This window comes from Streptomyces fagopyri (assembly GCF_009498275.1).
Classification (GTDB): domain Bacteria; phylum Actinomycetota; class Actinomycetes; order Streptomycetales; family Streptomycetaceae; genus Streptomyces; species Streptomyces fagopyri.
Genome location: NZ_CP045643.1, coordinates 6,118,337 through 6,138,480, shown reverse-complemented (window position 1 = coordinate 6,138,480; position 20,144 = coordinate 6,118,337). Strand labels below are relative to the sequence as shown.

Genomic DNA, 20,144 nt, shown 5'->3' with positions numbered 1-20,144 from the left:
CGGGGATGCCCGCACCGAAGGTGAACGAGCCCTTCGCCGTCACCCCGGAGGAGGTCGACCGCAGTACCCACACCGACCCGGCGTGGCGGCCGGCAGGGCGGTGACCGTCGCGGCGGGCAGCGACAGCGCGACGACGGCCGCACGTCGTGTTCGCCGCGGGAGGCACTCCGGCAGGGGCACGTGAACTCCGGGCGGCTGGAAGGAAGTCGGGCGCGGAGCGGGTACATCCACGTCCGCGCCCGCTACGCCCTCCGGTCCACCCGCTCGGCTGCCCACCGCACACCACGTCGTCCCCGCCGTTCACCGGGGACGACGCGGCCCCGCGGGGCCGGACTGTGCCTAGAACGGCTCGAAGTCGTCGTACTCCTTGTCCGCGTCGTCCCGCTCCGCCTGCTTGTCACGGCGGCGCTGCGCGGCGGGCCGGGAGGTGTCGAGGCGGTGGTCCTCGCCACGGCGGCCGAGCATCTCGGCGCCCGCCATGACCGTCGGCTCCCAGTCGAAGACGACGGCGTTCTCCTCGGGGCCGATGGCGACGCCGTCGCCCGAGCGGGCGCCCGCCTTCACCAGCACCGCCTCGACGCCGAGGCGGTTGAGGCGGTCGGCGAGGTAGCCGACGGCCTCGTCGTTGTTGAAGTCCGTCTGACGGACCCAGCGTTCGGGCTTCTCGCCACGCACGCGGAAGAGGCCCTCCTCCTCCTGCACCACGGTGAAGCCCGCGTCGTCGACCGCCTTCGGGCGGATGACGATCCGGGTCGCCTCCTCCTTGGGCTTGGCGGCGCGCGCCGAGCCGACCACTTCGGCCAGCGCGAACGACAGCTCCTTCAGACCCATGTGGGCGACCGCGGACACCTCGAAGACGCGGTAGCCGCGCGCCTCCAGCTCGGGGCGGACCATCTCGGCCAGGTCCTTGCCGTCCGGTACGTCGATCTTGTTCAGGACCACCATGCGGGGCCGGTTGCCGAGACCGCCGTACTGCTTCAGCTCCTCCTCGATGATGTCGAGGTCGGTGACCGGGTCACGCTCGGACTCCAGGGTCGCCGTGTCGAGGACGTGCACCAGCACGCTGCAGCGCTCCACGTGCCGCAGGAACTCGAGGCCGAGGCCCTTGCCCTGGCTGGCACCGGGGATGAGACCGGGCACGTCGGCGATCGTGTAGACCGTCTCGCCCGCCGTCACCACTCCGAGGTTGGGGACGAGGGTCGTGAACGGGTAGTCCGCGATCTTCGGCTTGGCCGCCGACAGAACGGAGATCAGGGACGACTTGCCCGCGCTCGGGTAGCCGACCAGCGCCACGTCCGCGACGGTCTTCAGCTCCAGGACGATGTCCTGGAAGTCTCCGGGCACACCGAGCAGCGCGAAGCCGGGGGCCTTGCGGCGGGCCGAGGACAGCGCCGCGTTGCCGAGACCGCCGCGGCCGCCCTGGGAGGCGACGTACGACGTGCCGTGGCCGACGAGGTCCGCGAGGACGTTGCCCGCCTTGTCCAGCACGACGGTGCCGTCCGGCACCGGCAGGATCAGGTCCTGACCGTCCTTGCCGGAACGGTTGCCGCCCTCGCCGGGCTTGCCGTTGGTCGCGCTGCGGTGCGGCTTGTGGTGGTAGTCGAGCAGCGTGGTGACGGACTGGTCGACGACCAGCATCACGTCACCGCCCCGGCCGCCGTTCCCGCCGTCGGGGCCGCCCAGCGGCTTGAATTTCTCCCGGTGCACGGAGGCACAGCCGTGGCCTCCGCTACCCGCGGCGACATGCAGCTCGACGCGGTCCACGAAGGTGGTCATGGGGGGTGCCTCCAGCACTTCGGTTACGTCAGTACGTACGGAATGTCTTTTGCGTACTGTATTTCAATGTCAACACGCGAAAGGCGGACCCGCTTCCCGTACGGGAAGTGAGGTCCGCCTCGCGAAAGAACCGGTCAGGCGACCGGAACGATGTTCACGACCTTGCGGCCACGGTGGGTACCGAACTCCACCGCACCGGCGTCAAGGGCGAACAGCGTGTCGTCCTTGCCACGGCCGACGCCGTTGCCCGGGTGGAAGTGGGTGCCGCGCTGGCGGACCAGGATCTCACCGGCGTTGACGACCTGACCGCCGAAGCGCTTCACGCCGAGCCGCTGAGCATTGGAGTCGCGACCGTTCCGAGTGGACGATGCGCCCTTCTTGTGTGCCATCTCTCCTCAGTCCCTTACTTCGCAGCCGCGGGGATCTCAGTGACCTTGATCGCCGTGTACTGCTGGCGGTGGCCCTGACGACGGCGGTAACCGGTCTTGTTCTTGTAGCGAAGGATGTCGATCTTGACGCCCTTGTGGTGGTCCACGATCTCGGCCTGGACCTTGATGCCGGCAAGGACCCACGGGTCGCTGGTCACGGCGTCGCCGTCGACAACGAGCAGGGTCGAGAGCTCGACCGTGTCGCCAACCTTGGCAGTGGAAATCTTGTCAACCTCAACGATGTCGCCCACAGCAACCTTGTGCTGGCGACCACCGCTGCGCACGATGGCGTACACGCGGATCTCTCTCTCACTCGGGACGGAACCCCGCAGTCCAGCCACGCGCAGAAGCGAACGGCCTCTCCCAGGACACATGGCACCGGGAGGAAAAAGGTTTACGGGATCGCGGCGCATCGAAGAACACGCCGAGGGGCAAGGTTACGGGGCCACGACCGAAAGGGTCAAACCAGGTCGGGCCCCGCGGATGTGCCACCGGTCACGCCGGTGCCCCGGGCTCCGCCGAAGGGCGGAGAACCGGGGCACCGGGGCGGGACTCAGCCCTCGTCGGTGGAGGCCGTGACGGAGGGGAGCGTCTGCTCCGCCGCCGCGGTCTTCTTCGACGTCGACTTGGCGGCCGTCTTCTTCGCCGTCGTCTTCTTGGCCGTGGTGGTGGCCTTCTTGGCGACGGTCTTCTTGGCCGCGGTCTTCTTGGCGACGGTCTTCTTCGCCGTCGTCTTCTTGGCGGCCGTCTTGCGGGCGGCCGTCTTCCTGGCCGGGGCCGGAGCCTCGGTCTCCGCGCCGGCCTCGGCCGCCCGGTCCTGCCCGCTCTCCACGGGGGACTCGGCCGGCGTCTCGGCCGTCACCGACGGGACGACCATGACGGCCGCCTCCTCGGACGCGGTGGGCGCGGTCGCCTTGCGGACGGCGCGCCGACGCGGGCGGGCCGGGGCCGCGCTCTCGACGGGCACCTCCGCGGGCGCTTCGGCGGCCTGCTCGGCCGGGACCTCCGGCGCGGGCGCCGCGACCGGCTCCGTGACCGTGACCGCGGCCTCCTCCGCCGCCTTCGGGGAACCGGCCGGAGCCGACACCTTCCGCGTCGCACGGCGCCGTGTACGGCCCTTGGGAGCGGCCTCGTCCTCGACGGCGTGGGCCGGCGCGGCCTCCGTCACCGCGACGGCCTCGGCCACCGGGGCCTCGACCGCGGGGGCCTCGACGACCGGGTCCTCGACCGCGACCGGCTCGGCCTCGGCTGCCTCACGGGAAGCCCGCTCGGCCCGCTCCTCGCGCCGGCTCCGGGGAGCACGCTCCTCGGCCTTCGGCGCACCCGCGGGGGCCGAGGCACGCCGGGTGGCGCGGCGCCGCGAACGGCCACGGGACGCCGCGGCCTCCGCCTCGGCGGCGCTGCTGTAGAACTCCTCGTCGGCCCGGAACTCCGCCACGGGCTGCGTCGGCGCGGCGGCCTCGGCGGCCACCTCGGCCTCGGACTCGACCGTCTCCGACTCCTCCGCGGCCTCGTGCGTCTGCTCGTGGTCGTGGTCGTGCTCGTGCGTCTGGTCCGCACCGCCACGGCCGCGCTTCTTGCGCTTGCCGCCGCCCCCTACGGAGGTGGGCTGCTCCATGTGGACGATGACACCGCGGCCGTTGCAGTGGACACAGGTCTCGGAGAAGGACTCCAGCAGGCCCTGGCCGACCCTCTTGCGGGTCATCTGGACGAGGCCCAGCGAGGTCACCTCGGCCACCTGGTGCTTCGTACGGTCGCGTCCCAGGCACTCCAGGAGGCGCCGCAGCACCAGGTCCCGGTTGGACTCCAGCACCATGTCGATGAAGTCGATGACGACGATGCCGCCCAGGTCGCGCAGCCGCAGCTGGCGCACGATCTCCTCGGCCGCCTCCAGGTTGTTCCTGGTCACGGTCTCTTCGAGGTTGCCGCCCTGACCGGTGAACTTGCCGGTGTTGACGTCGACCACGACCATCGCCTCGGTCTTGTCGATCACCAGCGAACCACCGCTGGGCAGCCAGACCTTGCGGTCCAGCGCCTTCATCAGCTGCTCGTCGATGCGGTACGTCGCGAAGACGTCGACCTCGGAGGTCCACTTCGACAGCCGGTCGGTCAGGTCGGGCGCGACGTGCGCGACGTACCCGTGGATGGTGTCCCACGCCTCGTCACCGCTGACGATGACCTTGGAGAAGTCCTCGTTGAAGATGTCGCGGACGACGCGGACGGTCATGTCCGGCTCGCCGTAGAGCAGCGTCGGGGCGTTGCCGCTCTTCGCCTTCTTCTGGATGTCCTCCCACTGCGCCTGCAGACGCTCGACGTCACGGCGCAGCTCGTCCTCGCTCGCGCCCTCGGCGGCGGTGCGCACGATGACGCCCGCGTCCTCGGGGACGATCTTCTTGAGGATGGTCTTCAGACGCGCGCGCTCGGTGTCGGGCAGCTTGCGGCTGATGCCGGTCATCGAGCCCTCGGGCACGTACACCAGGTAGCGGCCGGGCAGCGAGACCTGGCTGGTGAGGCGGGCGCCCTTGTGGCCGATCGGGTCCTTGGTGACCTGCACGAGGACCGACTGGCCGGACTTGAGGGCGACCTCGATGCGGCGCGGCCCGTTGGCCATGCCGAGCGCCTCGAAGTTGACCTCACCGGCGTACAGGACGGCGTTGCGGCCCTTGCCGATGTCGATGAAGGCGGCCTCCATCGACGGCAGCACGTTCTGGACCTTGCCCAGGTAGACGTTTCCGACGTACGAGGTCGACTGCTCCTTGTTGACGTAGTGCTCGACGAGCACGTTGTCCTCGAGGACGCCGATCTGGGTGCGCTCGCCGCTCTGACGGACGACCATCACGCGCTCGACGGCCTCACGGCGGGCCAGGAACTCGGCCTCGGTGATGATCGGAACACGGCGGCGGCCCTGCTCGCGCCCTTCGCGGCGGCGCTGCTTCTTCGCCTCCAGGCGGGTGGAGCCCTTGATGGACTGCACCTCGTCGCTCGGGTGGTCGTCCTTCTTGCCGCGGGGCTCGCGGACCTTGACGACGGTGCGCTCGGGGTCGCTCTCGGTGGACTCGGCCTCCGTGCCGGAGTCACCGGCACGGCGGCGACGCCGACGACGGCGACGGCTGCTGCTGGAGCCGCCCTGCTCGTCGCGCTCGTCGGTGTCCTCCGCGTTCTCGGCGTCCTCCGCGTCCTCGGCGGACTGCTCGGCGGTGTCCTCGGCGTCCTGCGCGGCCTGCTCGGCGGCGTACTCGTCGTCACCGGCCTCGCCGTCCGCGTCGGCGGACTCACCACGGCGACGGCGACGGCCACCACGGCGGCGGCGACGGCGCGAACCGGCCGACTCCTCCTCGTCGGACTCGTCACCCTCGGCGACGTCCTCGGCGGACTCGTCGGCCTCCTCCGCCTCGTCGACGGTCTCGACGGGGGCGGCCTTCGCGGGGGCGGCCACGGGCTCGTCCTCGACGGCCCGGCGGCGGCGACGACGGCGACCACCGGTCGTCTCCTCGGCGGCCTCGACGGGCTCGGGGGCCACGACCGGCTCGGTCACCTCGTCGGCCTCGGGAGCCTCCAGGGCCTCCTCCGCCGCTTCGGCCGCGGCCGCGGCCGCGGCCGCGGCCCGCTCCGGCGTCTGGAACATGGGCTCGGTGAACACCGGCGCCTGGAAGACGGCGACGGCCGGACGCGCGGGGCGTCGTCCGGACTCGGTCTCCTTCGGCGCGGGGGCGGAGAAACCGACGGCCGCCTTGCGGGTCGCACGGCGGCGGCCGCGGCGCGGGGCACCGTCCTCGGCGGACTCCGTGGTCTCGGCGGACTCCGTGGACTCGGTGGCGGTGCTCTCGCCGGAGCGGCGGGTCTCGCTGGGCCCGCTCTCACTGGGCTGGGTCTCGCTGGACACGGGCGCCTCCACACGCTCGTCGGCGGTGTCGCCCTCGGGCGTACCGGCGGGTGCGGAGACGCGCCGGGTGGCGCGACGTCGGGTGGTACGACGCGGTGCGGCGTCCTCGGTGACGGGCGCCTCGGCCTCGGCGGCCACCGGCTCCGGCGCGGCTTCGGCGGGCACGACGGTCTCGGCCGCCTCGACGCTCGCGGCGGCCTGGGGCGTGCCGGTCGGTGCGGAGGCACGTCGGGTGGCGCGGCGGCGCGGGCGGGCGGCGGGCGCGGCCTCTTCGGCGGCGTCCTGCCCGTCCTGGGCCTCCACGGCGGGGGCCGATGCCTCGGGAGCGTCGACCACGGTCTCCGCGGCCTCCGCCGTCACGGGCGTACCGGCGGGCGCGGAGGCCCGGCGGGTGGCACGACGGCGGCTGCGCCGCGGAGCGGTGTCCTCGGCGTCGGTGTCCGGGGCGTTGATGTCCGGGGCGTCGGTGCTGTCGGCCGGGGTCGACTCGGCGACGGCGGCCTCGGCCACCGCTTCCTCCACCGTCTCCTCGGCCTCTTCGGCCTCGGCGGCCGCTACGGCCTCGGTGGATGCCACCGGCGGTATGGCCGGGGCGGTGGTCTCGGCCACGGCCCCGGATTCGGCCGCGCCCGTGGGCGGACCGGCCGGACGCGACGCCGCACGGCGGCGGCGCCGCGGCGGCAGGGTGTCGCTGGGGGTGTTGTTGTCGGAGCCCGTGGAGGGCTCGTTGGGTTCGGTCGGCTCGAGCATGCGGGTGGATCTCCCGTCAGGCTCCCGGGCGCCGCGCCTGGTCCGGCAGTGCCGGTGACGTCCGCGGCTCGCGCGATGCGCGGTGCCGCCGTCCGGGGCGCGGGCGCCGCACGGGAGCTCTCTGTGTCCTGTCTCGCCGGTTCCGTACGCCATGTGTGCGTACGGCCTGGCGAAAGTCTTCTGGTGGGTGCGCTGCCCGACCCAGGTGGCTCCCGGATACGAGGGCGGCGCTACGACATCCGTCCCTACGCGGGACCTTCCTTACGCCGACGCCTTCGCGGCGGCAGCTGTGGCGGCCCCTGTGCGATCGGCTGGGGCGGCCGTGACTGCCTCGCGGTCGGGCGCGAGCGGGTCGGTCACCGTGCCGGTCTCTTCATCGAACAGCCCCTGCGCCAGCCTGGTCACCGCTGCGGCGACCGGCGGCGCCAGGTCGGCCACGGCGCGAAGACCGGACAGGACGTCGTCGGGTCGAACGGCAGGCGTCACGTGCCGAACAACCAGCCGCAGTATCGCACAGGGCTGGTCCGTCGGCCTATCAGCCTGCGCGGAGTGCGCCTCCAGGCTCGCCACCGCGCTACGGGCGTCGAAGGTGCGCATCCCGTTCTTGGTCCTGCGCTGGACCTCCACGGAGTCGGCCGCGGTGAAGGCCACGACCGCGCGCTCCGCGTCCTCGGGTGCCACGCCGTCGAGGCGCAGCTCCCACACGGACGCGGTGAGCCGGTCGGCGAGACCCGAGGTGCGGGCCTCGACCGCCTCGATGATGTCGAGCCCGACAGGCATCGACTCGTCGAGGAGCTCACGCAGTTTCTGAGGGTCACGCGCCGCCGTGAGCGCGATCTCCAGGTACTCCGCCTCACTGCCCGTGCCGGTGGGTGCGGCATTGGCGTACGACACCTTCGGATGCGGCGTGAACCCCGCCGAGTACGCCATCGGCACCTCGGCACGGCGCAGCGCGCGCTCGAAGGCGCGCTGGAAGTCACGGTGGCTGGTGAACCGGAGGCGGCCGCGCTTGGTGTAGCGCAGTCGGATGCGCTGCACCGCGGGTGCGGGCGGCGGGCCTTCGGGCTGTCGCTTGCCCAGTGTCGTTCAGTCCTTCGTGAGAGCGGTCGTACTGCTACCTAGAGTACGTGCAGCGGCGGCTCCCGGTTCCCCGCGGGGTTTCGCCGGCCGGAGCGGCTCGGGCTCGCGGGGCGTGCCGAACAGCATCCGGCGGACGTCGGCACGGGCCTGCCGCGCGGACTCGCGGGCGGCGGCCAGGGCCTGCCGGGTGATCCGGCCCGCGGCGCGCGCGGCCTCGGCGGCGGGCCGCAGGACGGTGTCCTGTACGACATGCCCGAGCGGGGTCAGCACGGTCCGGTACGCCCAGCGCGCGGGCTCCACGAAGGCCCGCCGGAGCAGCCACGCGAGGAAGCGTCCGACGGCGAGCGAGAGATGCCCGGCCACCCGCCAGGCATGTGCGAACGCGTCCACGGCCTCCCGGCCGACGACAGCGAGGACGCGTCCCACCGGCACCAGCACCCAGCGCCACACCGCGAGCGCGGGCAGGACGAGCAGGACCCACAGTGTCCGGTGGAGAGCGGTACCGATCCCTACGAAGATCATCCGTACGAGTTGTCCGAGTCCGCGCGCCGTCCACGCGACGGCCCGGCCGGCGGGCGCGAGGACCCACTCGTAGAGCCACATCGCCGGTACGACGATCAGATACCGCGTGAGCCAGACCACGGTCCTGTACACCCCGAGCCCGACAGCCGCGAGGCCGGTCCCGGCACCCTTGAGCAGCCGTGCGAGCACACGTCCCACGGGCACCAGCACCCACACGTACACCCGGCCGAGCCCGGCGAGAACACCCCGGAGCACCCGGGCGAGCGCGGCGCCGGTCCCCCGCGCGGCCCACGCGACCGCGTGCCCCAGGGGGGTGAGCACCCGGTCGTACAGCTGGACGGCGGGGACCACCAGCAGCACGTATCCGAACCACCCCAGGATCCGGCCGGCCGGGACCACGACGTACCGCCACAGCGTCACCCACGGCCACACGGCCACCGCCCACGCCACCCACAGCAGCGCCCGTCCCGCCGGCCGCAGCACGGTGTCGCGCAGCAGCCGCCCGCCGGCGACCAGCGCGTCCCACGCCATGCGCACCGGCACCACGAGCACGAACACGACGATCCGCACCGGCAGCCGGACAGCGACCGTGAGGCACCCCTCGGCCCGGGGCACGGGTCGCTCGGCGGGCCGCTTCTCCAGATCCATACCGAAGGAGACGCGTCACCCCGGCGTCTGGATGCGCGCGACCGCGTCCGGGTCGGTCCGGCGTCCCGCGGCGGCCTCCACGGCCGCCCGTACGAGCTCTCGTGGACGGCTCAACCCCTCGGCCCTGGTGCCGACTTCACCGAACGCGCCGAACGAGCCGGCTCGGCGGCAGTCGCGACGCCCTTCCGGTGACGGACGGGCCGGGGCGGGGCGGGCGCCGCGTCAGGAGTACGGGAGCGGGTCACAGCGGAGCAACAGACACATCCGGGTGGGCTGAAAGGACCGGACGGGGGCACTCGGCTCCCTGAGGCACCGAACGGTGCCACTCCCTAGAAGGAAAGAGAAACCCATGTACATAGGACTGGGCACCGTCGTCCTCATCATCGTCATCGTCGCCGTCGTCATGATGCTGCGCCGCGGCTGACCGAAGCCTCGCGTGCCGCGCCACGGGGCGAGAGACGCCCCGCGTACCGCACGATCCGCAATGACCCATGGCCCGCCCCGAATTCCACGCTCCGGGCGGGCCTGGTCACGACCTGCGGCGGCCGGCGGCGGTGCTCCGAGAACCGCGCCGTCGACTCACCGCGCCGAGCCCGGCCGACGCCCCCGGCGCGTCACAGCCCTCGCACGCACGTCGCACGGACGTCGCCGAATGGGTGGCGCGCCCGACCGGGCCGACCGCCCCCGCGGCTCCGCCGAGCGTTGTGACTCCACTGACTGATGTGGCTCCATGTGACTGATGTGGCTCCGCGGTGCGCGGGAGGTCACGGTGGCGCCCGGCACGCGGCCGTCCCGATCCGCTCGCACCACCGGCTCTCCGGCGGGGCTCCGGCAGGTTCGCCGCGTGGGGCTGTCACAAACGAGGAAGCCGTCTTGTCGTTCCTGCGGACAGTCCCTGTTTGGAGGAACACATGAGCGCTGAGCACGCACACCTGCCCCCGGGCGTCGAGGTGATCGCGACCCTGCCGGACGCGGCGTCGCGGATCCCGGCCGGTGCCGAGGCCAGAACCGTCCGCGTCACCCTGTCACCCGGCGACCCGGGCGCACCGCCGCACCGTCACCCCGGGCCGATCTTCGGTTACGTGACCGAGGGCGAGATCCTCTTCGAGCTGGAGGGGCAACCGCCCCGGGTGCTGAAGGCCGGGGACGCCGTGTTCGAACCCGGCGGCGACGTGATCCACTACCAGGGAGGCAACAACCTCCCCGACGCGCAGTCGCAGCTGGTGGTGACCATGTTCGCGCTTCCGGGCACGCCGATCCTGACCGTGGTCGGCGCGGAGGAACTGGCCGAACGACGACACCTGCGGTTCACCCGGCCCTGATGACCGCCATCGGCCCCGGCCGAGCACCGAACCGCCCGGAACGGGGCGCCGGGCGGCGTCAGGTCCTCCCGCTCACGCGCCGGGAGCGCGGAAGGTCACCTGCCGGCGGGCGGCCTCGTCGATCTCGTCGAGGGTGAGGAGAGGGGTGGCACGGGTGTGGAGGGCGCCGCTGGCCTTGACGGTGAGGCTCACGGCGGCCATGGACACCGGATCGGGGAGGTCGATGACGCACACGAGGTCGTCCTCCCCGAAGGCGAAGTACATGACCTCGACGCTGCCACCGAGGCCGGTGACGACCCGGTCGACGGCGGCGCGACGGCCACTCGCACCCTCTTTGAGCAGACCTTCGGCGCCCTCGGGCGTGTAGGAGGCCTGGATGAGGAACTTCGGCATGGGGATGCTTCCTGCCCGTCGCTGGTCCGGTTTCCGGAAGGACCTTCCCGCTGTCGCCCCGTCCGCCACGCACGAGCGGCCGCATTCACTCTCGCGAGACGAGCACCCCGGCAGGACCGCCACGGGAGAATCCGGACGCATGCCCGCCACATCTGGGGTGCCCCTTTCGCGCGGCCACCAGATGTTGCGTCGGGCCCTGACTGGCTGATTCCACGTAAGTCCGAAGCCGTATTCACGTCATGCCCTGTACACACGAGGCCCGTTAGTGATTCAGGCCACACACGTACGCACCCGGTGCACACCATTACGGGCCCGCGGGCGGAAACGGTGCCCCCTCCATCCCGGTGCCAGCCGATCCCCCGCCGGAGCCATGGCCGCGCCCCGGGCCGTCGGCGCGGAGAAGCAAGGGTTCGAAGTGCCTACCGCGGCCAACGCCGCGGCGGCCTCGTCCTCCCTCGCTCCTGCCAACACCTCGATCCCCCGACAGAGGTCCAGGCTCGCCTCAGTGCACGTGACCGTTCGAAGCAGGTGCCGGCGCCCCGCTGTTGACCGTCAGTGGAAGCAACTTCCTTTCCGTGGGGTCGATTTGCATGCGCGTTCCCATCTGCCGCCGCAGTCCTCCGGCGGGCCGACTCCCCCAGTACGGCTGGTAGTACCCGGGGACGACCACGGCTTTCCCCTGGCCGGGCAATCGCCCTTGAAGGGCCCCCTGAAAAGCACCCCAGTCGAATTCCAGCGGGTGTCGACGCGGTGAGCGGGCGCGGCAGCTCACCTGTGTTCAGGTCAAGCCACCAACCGCCGCTCGATGTGATCGCGTGGCACCGCACGCACTGCTCAGCGGGGCGATCGCGTTCTCACGCACGGGTGCCTTGCGCGCCGGGACGCTGCTTCTGGGCGTCCACAACGGCCCGCTCCAGCACGGCGGTCCAGTTGATGACCGTGCCGGGCTTGACGCCGTCGGCCTGCTTGACCTGGACAGCGCGGCTGCCGAGATAGGTGTACGTCCCGCGGTCGAAGATCCACTCGGTGCGGTCGCCGCTCCGCTGGTCGACGTGGGCCAGGGCGATGCCCTCGCGACCCGCGGCATCCTGGGCATGCTCCACCACCACAACCCCGGGGATCTTGGCCGCGGCCCGGTACAGCGCCGCGTTCAGCTTCGCCGGCGCGATCTCCTCGTTGAGCAGGTCGCCGACCGTGGTGAATGCCTGCTGGTCCGGGGAGTTCCCCTGACCCTTGGTCTCCTTGTAGATCCTCTTCAGCAGGGCGTCCGGGTCGGTGGGCAGCGTCTTGAGGTAGTCGTAGGAGGCGGCGCCCCAGCTGGGCTCGACGTCGCTGTCGAGGGTGCTGCCGCCCTTGGGCTGGTAGCCGGGCTCGTCAAGCCAGCCCTGCTTGCCGTCGGGAGAACTCCAGACCTCACGGATGTGCAGGGGCTGGACCCATGCCTTGGAGTCGTCTTTGTCGGTGTGCGAGACGGTGACGTAGGAGACCTTGCTCTTGATGTAGATGTACTGGCCCGGGCCGGGTTCGGGCGTCTCGCGGGCCGACGCGGCGGCGGCGATGTGCTCGACGGTGGAGGCCAGTTGGGCGGTGCTGCCGGGCTCGATGCGGACGACCGGCGCTTCGACCGGGGGCGGGGTGGCCACGGCCGGGTCGCCGCCCGCGGAATTGGTCAGCGCGGTGAAGGCGAACGCGCCGGCCAGGGCGGCGGCGGTGACCGGGACACCGATCAGCAGGACACGGCGGGCCGGGCGGCGGGACGACGCGGGGGCGGGTGCGGTGGACCGGAACTCGTTCATCAGGTGCTCCTCGAGAAGCAGGTGACGGTCGAGCGACAGGTGCGGGTCTCCGGGTGCCGGCAGCAAACGCGCCAGCTCCGCGTAGTCCGGCGACTCCTCGCGCCGCGGCTTCTTGCGGATCATTCGGACCCCTCCTCGTACGACTCGTGCGACCGGGCCGCAGAGGTGCGGCCGCCCTGTACTTGTCCGTCGCCCGACGGTGGTTCCCCGCGTTTCCTCAGTTCTTCCTCGGCCAGCTTGCTCAGCCGTCCGCGGGCGCGGGACAGGCGCGAGCGCACGGTGCCGACCGGGATGCCGAGTGCTGCCGCCGCCTCCGCGTAGCCGAGCCCGGACCACACACAGAGCGTGAAGACCTCGCGCTCACTGCGATTCAGCTTCTTCAGCGCCCGCTGGGCGGCGGCCAACTGGTCGGCATCGGCTATGCGGCCGACGAGTTCGTCGGCGAAGTCCGGGACCGTCTCCTTGGCCGGCAGACGTTGCAGGGCCCGCTGATGACGGCGCGCGGCACGGGTGGTGTTGCGCAGTACGTTCACTGCGATGCCCATCAGCCAGGGGCGCGGGCTGTCGCCCTCGTCCCGCAGTCTGGCGCGCAGCCGCCACGCCTCCAAGAAGGTCAGGGAGACGACGTCCTCGGCGACGGTCCAGTCCCCGGTCACGCGCACCGCGTGCCGGTGGACCAGTCGGGCGTGGTCACGGAAGAGCTCGCGGAACGCCTCCGGGTCGCCTGCCCGTATCCGGGTGTGCAATGAGTAGTCCACGTCAGTCCTTGTCCAGACGGCGGGGCGGGTTCCCGTGGTGTGCGTCACACGGTGGGGGCCCGGTTCCCCCTGGCGGCGCCGAACTGCCCTCGGATCCACTCCGCCTCCTGGACGATCCCCGCAACGGCTCCACGGCTCGGCAACGGCGTCCGAGAGGGCGCCGCCCACACCGCGCCGGGGACGCCGCCGGCGCGGAGGGGCGGCGAGGGCCCGACGTGCCTACCGCAGCCGACGCAGCCGCCACCTCCCCCTCGCTCACCCCGCCAGAGCCTCGACCACCCGATCGGTCGCGCGCCCCGCTCACGTCGGTGCGCGTGACCACGCGAAGCGGGAGCCGGCGCCGCGTTCTTGACCGGCAGCGGCAGCTTCCTGCCCGTCGGGCCGGACGGGACGTGGGTGTCCATCCGCGGACACGGGCCGCGTCACACGGCCCGACAACCGGGTCAGCCATCCAGATCGGCCAGCAAGCCACGGATGCGCTGTGCGATCTCATCGCGGATCGGCCGCACCGCGTCGACGCCCTGCCCCGCCGGGTCGTCGAGCCGCCAGTCGAGGTACCGCTTGCCGGGGAAGACCGGGCAGGTGTCACCGCACCCCATGGTGATCACGACGTCGGATGCCCGCACCGTTTCCTCGGTCAGCACCTTCGGGGTCTCCGCGGAGATGTCGATGCCGACTTCCCTCATCGCGTCGACGACCGCCGGATTGACCGTGTCGGCGGGAGCGGAGCCGGCCGAGCGGACTTCGACCCTGTCGCCCGCGAGGTGCGTGAGGAACGCGGCGGCCATCTGGGACCGCCCGGCGTTGTGGACGCAGACGAACAGCACGGACGGACGCGGGGTGGCAGTGCTCATGGCAGGTGTCTTTCTGCGGAGAGGCGGGCTCGGGGAGCGGACGGAGCGGGTTCGGTCCCACCGTGAGGGACGACGGCACCTGTCGCAGCGGGCGCCGTTCGGCCGAACACCACCGCCGACAGCCCCAGGCCGACAGCGGCACCGACCAGTTGCGCGGCGATGAACGGGGCGACGGAGGCGGGGGCGATTCCCGCGAACGTGTCGGTGAAGGCCCGACCGATGGTCACCGCCGGGTTCGCGAACGACGTCGAGGACGTGAACCAGTACGCGGCCCCGACGTAGGACGCCACCGCGGCTGATGCGAGGTGGGCGCGACCGGTCCGGCCCAGGCCGAGGACCAGCAGGATCAGCCCGGCGGTGGCCACGATCTCGCCCAGCCACAGATGGCCGCCGGAGCGGTCGTGCGTGGACCACTTCACCAGCGGTTCGGCGAACATCGCGTCAGCCAGGACCGCGCCGCCGATCGCGCCCACGATGTGGGCGAGGACGTACACGGCTGCTTCGCGTGCGGTCATCCCGTCACCGTTCTTCCGTCCGGTGAACCAGACGGCCAGGGTGACGACCGGGTTGAAGTGGGCCCCGGAGACCGGCCCGAACAGCGTGATCAGCACGGCCAGGCCGAAGACGGTGGCGAGGGAGTTCGCGAGCAACTGCACGCCGACGTCCCGCGACAGCTCCGTCGCCTGGATCCCGGACCCGACCACCACCGCGACCAGCACGGCGGTCCCCACCAGCTCGGCCACGGCACGCTGTCCCAGCGACGCGCTCACACGGTCACCCCCACGGGCTCAGGGGTGGTCAGGAACGCGCCCAGCCGGTCCAGTACGCCGGGGAGCACCCAGTAGTAGACCCAGGTCCCCCTCCGCTCACAGTCGATGAGTCCGGCCTGCCGGAGCAGCTTGAGATGGTGGGAGATCGTCGGTTGCGACAACTCGAACGCGGGCGTCAGCTCGCAGACGCACACCTCGCCGCCCTCCCGCGAGGCGACCATCGAGAGCAGCCGCAGGCGCACCGGGTCACCCAGCGCCTTGAACACCTTCGCCAGTTCGACGGCCCGATCCGCGGACAGCGGGGCCGAGGCCAGCCCCTGACAGCAGGCGCCGTCCACCTCCTGGCCCGTCACCTCAAGTCTTTGTTTCGACATGCGTCTATGTTGACGTTTTTCGATCCAAGGCGCAAGGTTGCATCAACAAACATCAATACAAGCTCTTCCAGGACCTGCCGTGCCCCGTCATCCAGGAGTGAGTGACGATGAGTGAGCAGCCCGCTGAGACTCTGCGCGAGACCGTCCGCCGGCGGTACGCCGCCGCGGCCGTGAAGGTCACCGAGGGCGGCACCGCGTGTCGCGGGCCGCATCCGGGCGAGGTGGAGGAGCACTTCGGCGCCACCCTCTACGCGGCCGACGAGCGCGACGCCCTGCCCGCCGGAGCCGTCGCCGCCTCACTGGGCTGCGGCAACCCGACCGCCGTGGCCGATCTCCGCGAAGGCGAACGCGTCCTCGACCTCGGCTCGGGTGGCGGCATCGACGTCCTGCTCTCCGCCCGCCGCGTCGGCCCCGCGGGGAGGGCCTACGGCCTCGACATGACTGACGAGATGCTCCAACTCGCCCTCGCCAACGCCAAGAAGGCGGGCGCGACGAACGTCGAGTTCCTCAAGGGCACCATCGAGGCCATCCCGCTCCCCGCGGGCAGCATCGACGTGGTGATCTCCAACTGCGTGATCAACCTGTCGACAGACAAGGCGGCGGTGTTCGCCGAGACGTTCCGTGTCCTGACGCCCGGCGGCCGCATCGGCGTCTCGGACGTGGTCGCGGACGACACCCTCACCCCCGCCCAGCGCGCCGGGCGCGGCGACCACGTCGGTTGCGTCGCGGGCGCCCTGTCCTTCACCGAGTACCGGGAAGGCCTCGAGGCGGCGGGGTTCATGGACGTCGGGATCACCCCCACCCACTCAGTGGCCGACGGCATGCACTCCGCCGTCGTCCACGCCACCAAGCCCCAGAGCGGGGCCAAGACATCCCGGACGACCGGGTCGGCCGATACGTGCTGAGGCGTCGACGCCTTCCGCACACCCGCAGAGGCCTCCGCCGACCCCGGCGTCACGGCCACAGGGGCACAGACCGCATCCGGCCGCGGTGGCCAGAACCGACCCGGACAGCCTTGAGGCCCCTCCCGATCGGGAGGGGCCTCAGGGCTCGTACGGAGCGCCTCGCTCACGTCAGTACGCGTGACCGCTCGGCGCCGGCGTCGCGTTCCTGCCCGTCAGAGGCGGCAACTGCTCGGCAACCGGGCCGATTCGTAGGACCGAATCCACCTTCGGGTACCCGCGACGGCCGCGTCACTCGGCGCCCTGACTCGACGGACCGGGTTCCGGCGGTATGCCGCCCAGGGCCCGCGGCGGGATGCGGACTGGTCAGCCGGTGCAACCGGCCACGGGAGACGGGCTGCCGACGCAGTTGGTAGGACGGTTTCCCGTGATGGGGGAGCGTTTGTTCACCACGACGCTTCCGGTCCCGTCGAACACGCCTCCAGGGGCATTGCCCGCGTTGTTCTTGGTGACGGAGCTGTGGTCGAGGACGAGGTGGGAGCCGGGGTTGACGTTGTAGACACCGCCGGCCAGCAGAAGGGCGGTGTTCCTCTTGATGGTGCTCCGGTTGAAGGTGGCTCTTCCGAGCTGCGCGTTGGTGACGCCTCCTCCGTGGTCGCTGGCGGTGTTGTCGACGATCGTGGTGTCGTCGACGGTCATCCGGGAGTCGTTCCAGAGGCCGCCGCCGTCACCTGCCGTAACCCTGTTGCCGGTGATGGAACTGCGGCTGATGGTGATCCTGTCGTCGTTGAACACCCCTCCGCCAAAAAATCTGCCGGCCGTGTTGCCCTCGATCGAGGTGGAGATGACGGAGGTGGAGCCCTCGCTGGAAATCCCCCCACCGGAACCCGCGGCCTCGTTGTCGGCAACCCTGGATCGAACGAGCCTCAGGGTTCCCAGGTTCTCGATGCCGCCACCGTTGTTACCGGCGGTGTTCCCTTTGACGAGGACAGATGTCGCGTGGAGTGTCCCCCGGTCCTGGACGAGGACGCCCCCACCGTCGCCGGTCACCTCGCCGTTCTCGATCTTGAGATCGCTGAGTGTCACCCGCCCACCGGCTGCGACATCGAGGAGGCGGAAGAGGTTCGCGGTGGTACCGCGCCGGAGCGTGGCGCCGTGTCCGTCGATGGTGACGGGCACCGTGACGGGAGGTGTCGCGTCATCGCCCGAGGCGGCTGCCGTGAAGTCGTAGACGCAGCCTCTGGCGAGACGGAGGTCACCAAAACCTCGGGCGTTGGCTCTGGCGATGGCGGCGACAAGAGAACTCGCCTTGCACCGCACATGCTCAGGGCTGTGGGCAACGGCGGGGACAGCGGTGACGGCGGTAGCGGCCGCGGCAATCGCGGCGGCACCGGCAAGGGCTCGCAGTGCGGGCAAGACGGCATCCCTCTTTTGGATCGACGGTCTCCAGGCATACGACCTGCGGGGGCGCGCAACACGGATGCGCGACAGTGCCGAGAATGTGCCTAGATGATTTCCGGCACAGGGAGCCACGCGGGCCACTCCGTCGTTCGGTCGGTGAGGGCAACCCGAAGAGACCTGCTGTCCGTCACCCGGTCGCCGTGGCCGACGGGCGCCCCCCCTGGCGCGGCGCTCGACCGGGAAGTCCGGGGCGTGGGGCAGGAGCGGTGGCGCGCGGACCGGTCGAGCGCCGCGCGTGTGCGGCGCCGTGAACCGGTGGTGGAGACAGTTGGGACTCGGTGCCGTTCAGGGAGGCCGAGGCGCACGGACCCGCAGGTCGTGAAGCGCCAACAAGCCCCCTCCCGGTCGAGGAAGGGGGCTCGGATGGTCGCTGTTCCCCTTGGCAGCGGCGAACCCGCCCTACACCCAGTCCACCCCGGAGACGATCGCCGAAGACGCTCCGGGGCGCGGCAACGGCGTCCGGGTGGGCACCGCCGGCGCGGAGCAGCGAGGGCCAGAAGTGCCTGCCGCAGCCACCACCGCGACGACCTCACCCTCGCCAACCCCCGCCAACGCCTCAACCACCCGATCGAGCACCAGGCTCCTCACCTCAGTGCGCGTGACCGCTCGCGGCCGGCGCCGGCGCAGCGTTCTTGACCGTCAGCGGCAGCAGCTTCTTGCCGGTCGGGCCGATCTGGATGTGGGTGTCCATCTGCGGCCATATGCCAACGTGCCTAAAACGGCTACTGTGCTGGTCATGGCGAAGCGAACGAGGACGCGCACCGCAACTGACCGCAACCGGTACTCAGTTGAGGCCGAGTGGACGCCAACCGACTTAGCCCTGTTGAGAGATCTGAAGAAGGCTGAAGCACTCTTACCCAACGACGCTCCGCGGGCCCTGCTGTCCGTACGGCTGTCCGTGCTCACCGACGACACGACGTCACCCGTCCGCCAGGAGCTCGACCTCCGCAAACTGGCTCTGGACCGCGGCTGCCGAGTCGTGGGCGTGGCCAGCGATCTCAACGTGTCGGCGATGAAGGTTCCGCCCTGGAAGCGCAAGGAGCTCGGGGACTGGCTCAACAACCGGGCGCCGGAGTTCGACGAGATCCTCTTCTGGAAGCTGGACCGCTTCGTACGACGCCTGACCGACCTCAGCACCATGATCGACTGGTGTCTGAAGTACGGGAAGAACCTCGTCTCCAAAAACGACTCGATCGACCTGACCACCACCGCCGGGAAGATCATGATCACGATCGTCGGCGGCATTGCCGAGATCGAGGCGACCAACACGAGCACCCGGGTCGCAAGCCTCTGGGACTACACGAAGAGCCAAAGCGACTGGCTCGTGGGCAAGCCCGCCTATGGATACGAGACGGCGGAGACCGAAGACGGCAGGATCACGCTCGTCATCGACAAGGACGCCTACCGAGCACTGCACTGGTGTCGTGACGCAGCATTACGGCCCAGGCCCGCTTCCGCCCGCCGCATGGCCAAGGTCCTCGTACGAGCCGGCTACTGCGGGCCGGGACTGACAACATCCACGATGCTCCGTCGCCTCAGAAACCCCGCTCTCATGGGCTACCGCGTAGAAGAGGACAAGAACGGAGGCGTACGCCGATCGAAGGTGGTCCTTGGCGACAACGCCCAGCCCATCCGCGTGGCCGACGCGATCTTCACCGAGGAGCAGTTCAAGAGTGTTCAGGAGGCCCTGGACCGCCGCGGGAGGAACCAGCCCACCAGACAACCCGGCGGCGCGACAAAGTTCCTCGGCGTCCTGATCTGCCGTGATTGCAACTCGAACATGATCGTGCAGACGAACCGGGTCAAGGGACGGTCGTACTCCTACCTACGCTGCGGGAAGTGCAAGGCTGGCGGTCATGGCGCTCCGAACCCCGAAGAGATCTACAGCAAGCTTGTGGACGACGTCCTGAAGGTTCTCGGGGGCGAGCCGGTCATGACGCGCGAGTACCGGCAAGGTGCTGAGGCCCGAAGGGAGCTTCAGCGCCTGGAAGAGGCCACCAACTACTACATGACTGGTCTGGAGCCTGGGGGACGATTCACGAAGACGCGCTTCACCAAGGAGAAGGCGGAGAAGACGTTGGACGACCTCATCAAACAACTGGAGGCCATCGACCCGGAGTCGACGCAGGACCGGTGGGTCGCTGTGCACAACGGCAAGACGTTCCGTAGCCGCTGGGAGGAAGGCGGCATGGAGGCCATGGCCGCCGATCTGCTCCGGGTAGGTGTGAGGTGCGAGGTCACAAGGAGCAAGGTCCAGGGCGTACGTGCCCCGCACATCCGCATGAAACTCATGATCCCGAAGGACGTGCGGGACCGCCTGATACTCAAGGAAGACGACTTCGCCGACGCCTTCTAGTACCACAGTAGGCAATATCGAACGCGCATCCCCTGGAGTCACAGCGTTTATGGATCTTTGACGCAGAGCAG

At 70.9% G+C, this 20,144-nt stretch carries 16 protein-coding genes; 3 read left to right on the top strand and 13 right to left on the bottom strand.

The features are described 5' to 3' along the window. Positions 1–339: 339 nt before the first annotated feature. From obgE to GFH48_RS26410, 6 genes are all read right to left on the bottom strand, one after another. Complete coding sequence (obgE, locus tag GFH48_RS26435; protein WP_153290635.1) at positions 340–1,776, bottom strand: GTPase ObgE; 1,437 nt, start codon at positions 1,774–1,776, stop codon at positions 340–342. Between the two features lie 134 nt (positions 1,777–1,910). After that, entirely contained in the window at positions 1,911–2,165 is a 255-nt protein-coding gene (gene rpmA / locus GFH48_RS26430; RefSeq protein ID WP_028802588.1) for a 50S ribosomal protein L27, read from the bottom strand. A gap of 14 nt (positions 2,166–2,179) precedes the next feature. After that, complete coding sequence (gene rplU, locus GFH48_RS26425; RefSeq protein ID WP_006374708.1) at positions 2,180–2,500, bottom strand: 50S ribosomal protein L21; 321 nt, start codon at positions 2,498–2,500, stop codon at positions 2,180–2,182. Between the two features lie 257 nt (positions 2,501–2,757). Beyond that, positions 2,758–6,837: an Rne/Rng family ribonuclease gene (locus GFH48_RS26420; protein WP_153290634.1), complete on the bottom strand. Its 4,080-nt coding sequence runs from the start codon at positions 6,835–6,837 to the stop codon at positions 2,758–2,760. Between the two features lie 261 nt (positions 6,838–7,098). Continuing rightward, positions 7,099–7,875 (bottom strand): TIGR03936 family radical SAM-associated protein, encoded by a 777-nt coding sequence (locus GFH48_RS26415; RefSeq protein WP_153290633.1) that lies wholly within the window; start codon positions 7,873–7,875, stop codon positions 7,099–7,101. A 48-nt stretch (positions 7,876–7,923) separates the two neighbouring features. Next, positions 7,924–9,087: a hypothetical protein gene (locus GFH48_RS26410; RefSeq protein WP_153290632.1), complete on the bottom strand. Its 1,164-nt coding sequence runs from the start codon at positions 9,085–9,087 to the stop codon at positions 7,924–7,926. Positions 9,088–9,998: 911 nt separating this feature from the next. Here GFH48_RS26410 and GFH48_RS26405 point away from each other — a divergent pair. Beyond that, a complete protein-coding gene (locus tag GFH48_RS26405) occupies positions 9,999–10,409 on the top strand; it encodes a cupin domain-containing protein (protein WP_153290631.1) in 411 nt (136 codons plus the stop codon). Positions 10,410–10,481: 72 nt separating this feature from the next. On the opposite strand, the gene GFH48_RS26400 is transcribed toward GFH48_RS26405, so the two are convergent. The 6 genes from GFH48_RS26400 to GFH48_RS26375 all read right to left on the bottom strand — a co-directional run bounded on the left by GFH48_RS26400 (position 10,482) and on the right by GFH48_RS26375 (position 15,354). Continuing rightward, on the bottom strand, positions 10,482–10,802 hold the full coding sequence (locus tag GFH48_RS26400) for a GYD domain-containing protein (protein ID WP_153290630.1): 321 nt from the start codon (positions 10,800–10,802) through the stop codon (positions 10,482–10,484). Positions 10,803–11,656: 854 nt separating this feature from the next. Further along, the gene (locus GFH48_RS26395) at positions 11,657–12,721 is read right to left on the bottom strand and encodes a CU044_5270 family protein (RefSeq protein WP_153290629.1); all 1,065 of its coding nucleotides are present in this window, start codon (positions 12,719–12,721) and stop codon (positions 11,657–11,659) included. After that, positions 12,718–13,356: an RNA polymerase sigma factor gene (locus GFH48_RS26390; RefSeq protein WP_153290628.1), complete on the bottom strand. Its 639-nt coding sequence runs from the start codon at positions 13,354–13,356 to the stop codon at positions 12,718–12,720. Before GFH48_RS26390 ends, GFH48_RS26395 begins: the two co-directional genes overlap by 4 nt. Before the next feature lie 443 nt (positions 13,357–13,799). Continuing rightward, positions 13,800–14,210 (bottom strand): arsenate reductase ArsC, encoded by a 411-nt coding sequence (locus tag GFH48_RS26385; RefSeq protein ID WP_153290627.1) that lies wholly within the window; start codon positions 14,208–14,210, stop codon positions 13,800–13,802. Beyond that, entirely contained in the window at positions 14,207–14,980 is a 774-nt protein-coding gene (locus GFH48_RS26380; RefSeq protein ID WP_153290626.1) for an aquaporin, read from the bottom strand. Before GFH48_RS26380 ends, GFH48_RS26385 begins: the two co-directional genes overlap by 4 nt. Continuing rightward, complete coding sequence (locus tag GFH48_RS26375) at positions 14,977–15,354, bottom strand: ArsR/SmtB family transcription factor (protein WP_153290625.1); 378 nt, start codon at positions 15,352–15,354, stop codon at positions 14,977–14,979. The genes GFH48_RS26380 and GFH48_RS26375 overlap by 4 nt, the downstream gene beginning before the upstream one ends. Before the next feature lie 107 nt (positions 15,355–15,461). Between GFH48_RS26375 and arsM the strand changes: the two genes are divergently transcribed. Further along, positions 15,462–16,259, top strand: a complete 798-nt coding sequence (gene arsM / locus GFH48_RS26370; protein ID WP_153290624.1) for an arsenite methyltransferase — start codon at positions 15,462–15,464, stop codon at positions 16,257–16,259. Between the two features lie 363 nt (positions 16,260–16,622). Here arsM and GFH48_RS26365 read toward each other — a convergent pair whose 3' ends face one another. Then, positions 16,623–17,789, bottom strand: a complete 1,167-nt coding sequence (locus GFH48_RS26365) for a hypothetical protein (RefSeq protein WP_194280674.1) — start codon at positions 17,787–17,789, stop codon at positions 16,623–16,625. 664 nt (positions 17,790–18,453) lie between these two features. On the opposite strand from GFH48_RS26365, the gene GFH48_RS26360 reads away from it, so the two are divergent. Continuing rightward, positions 18,454–20,073 (top strand): recombinase family protein, encoded by a 1,620-nt coding sequence (locus GFH48_RS26360; RefSeq protein WP_153290622.1) that lies wholly within the window; start codon positions 18,454–18,456, stop codon positions 20,071–20,073. The last annotated feature ends 71 nt before the right edge of the window (positions 20,074–20,144 follow it).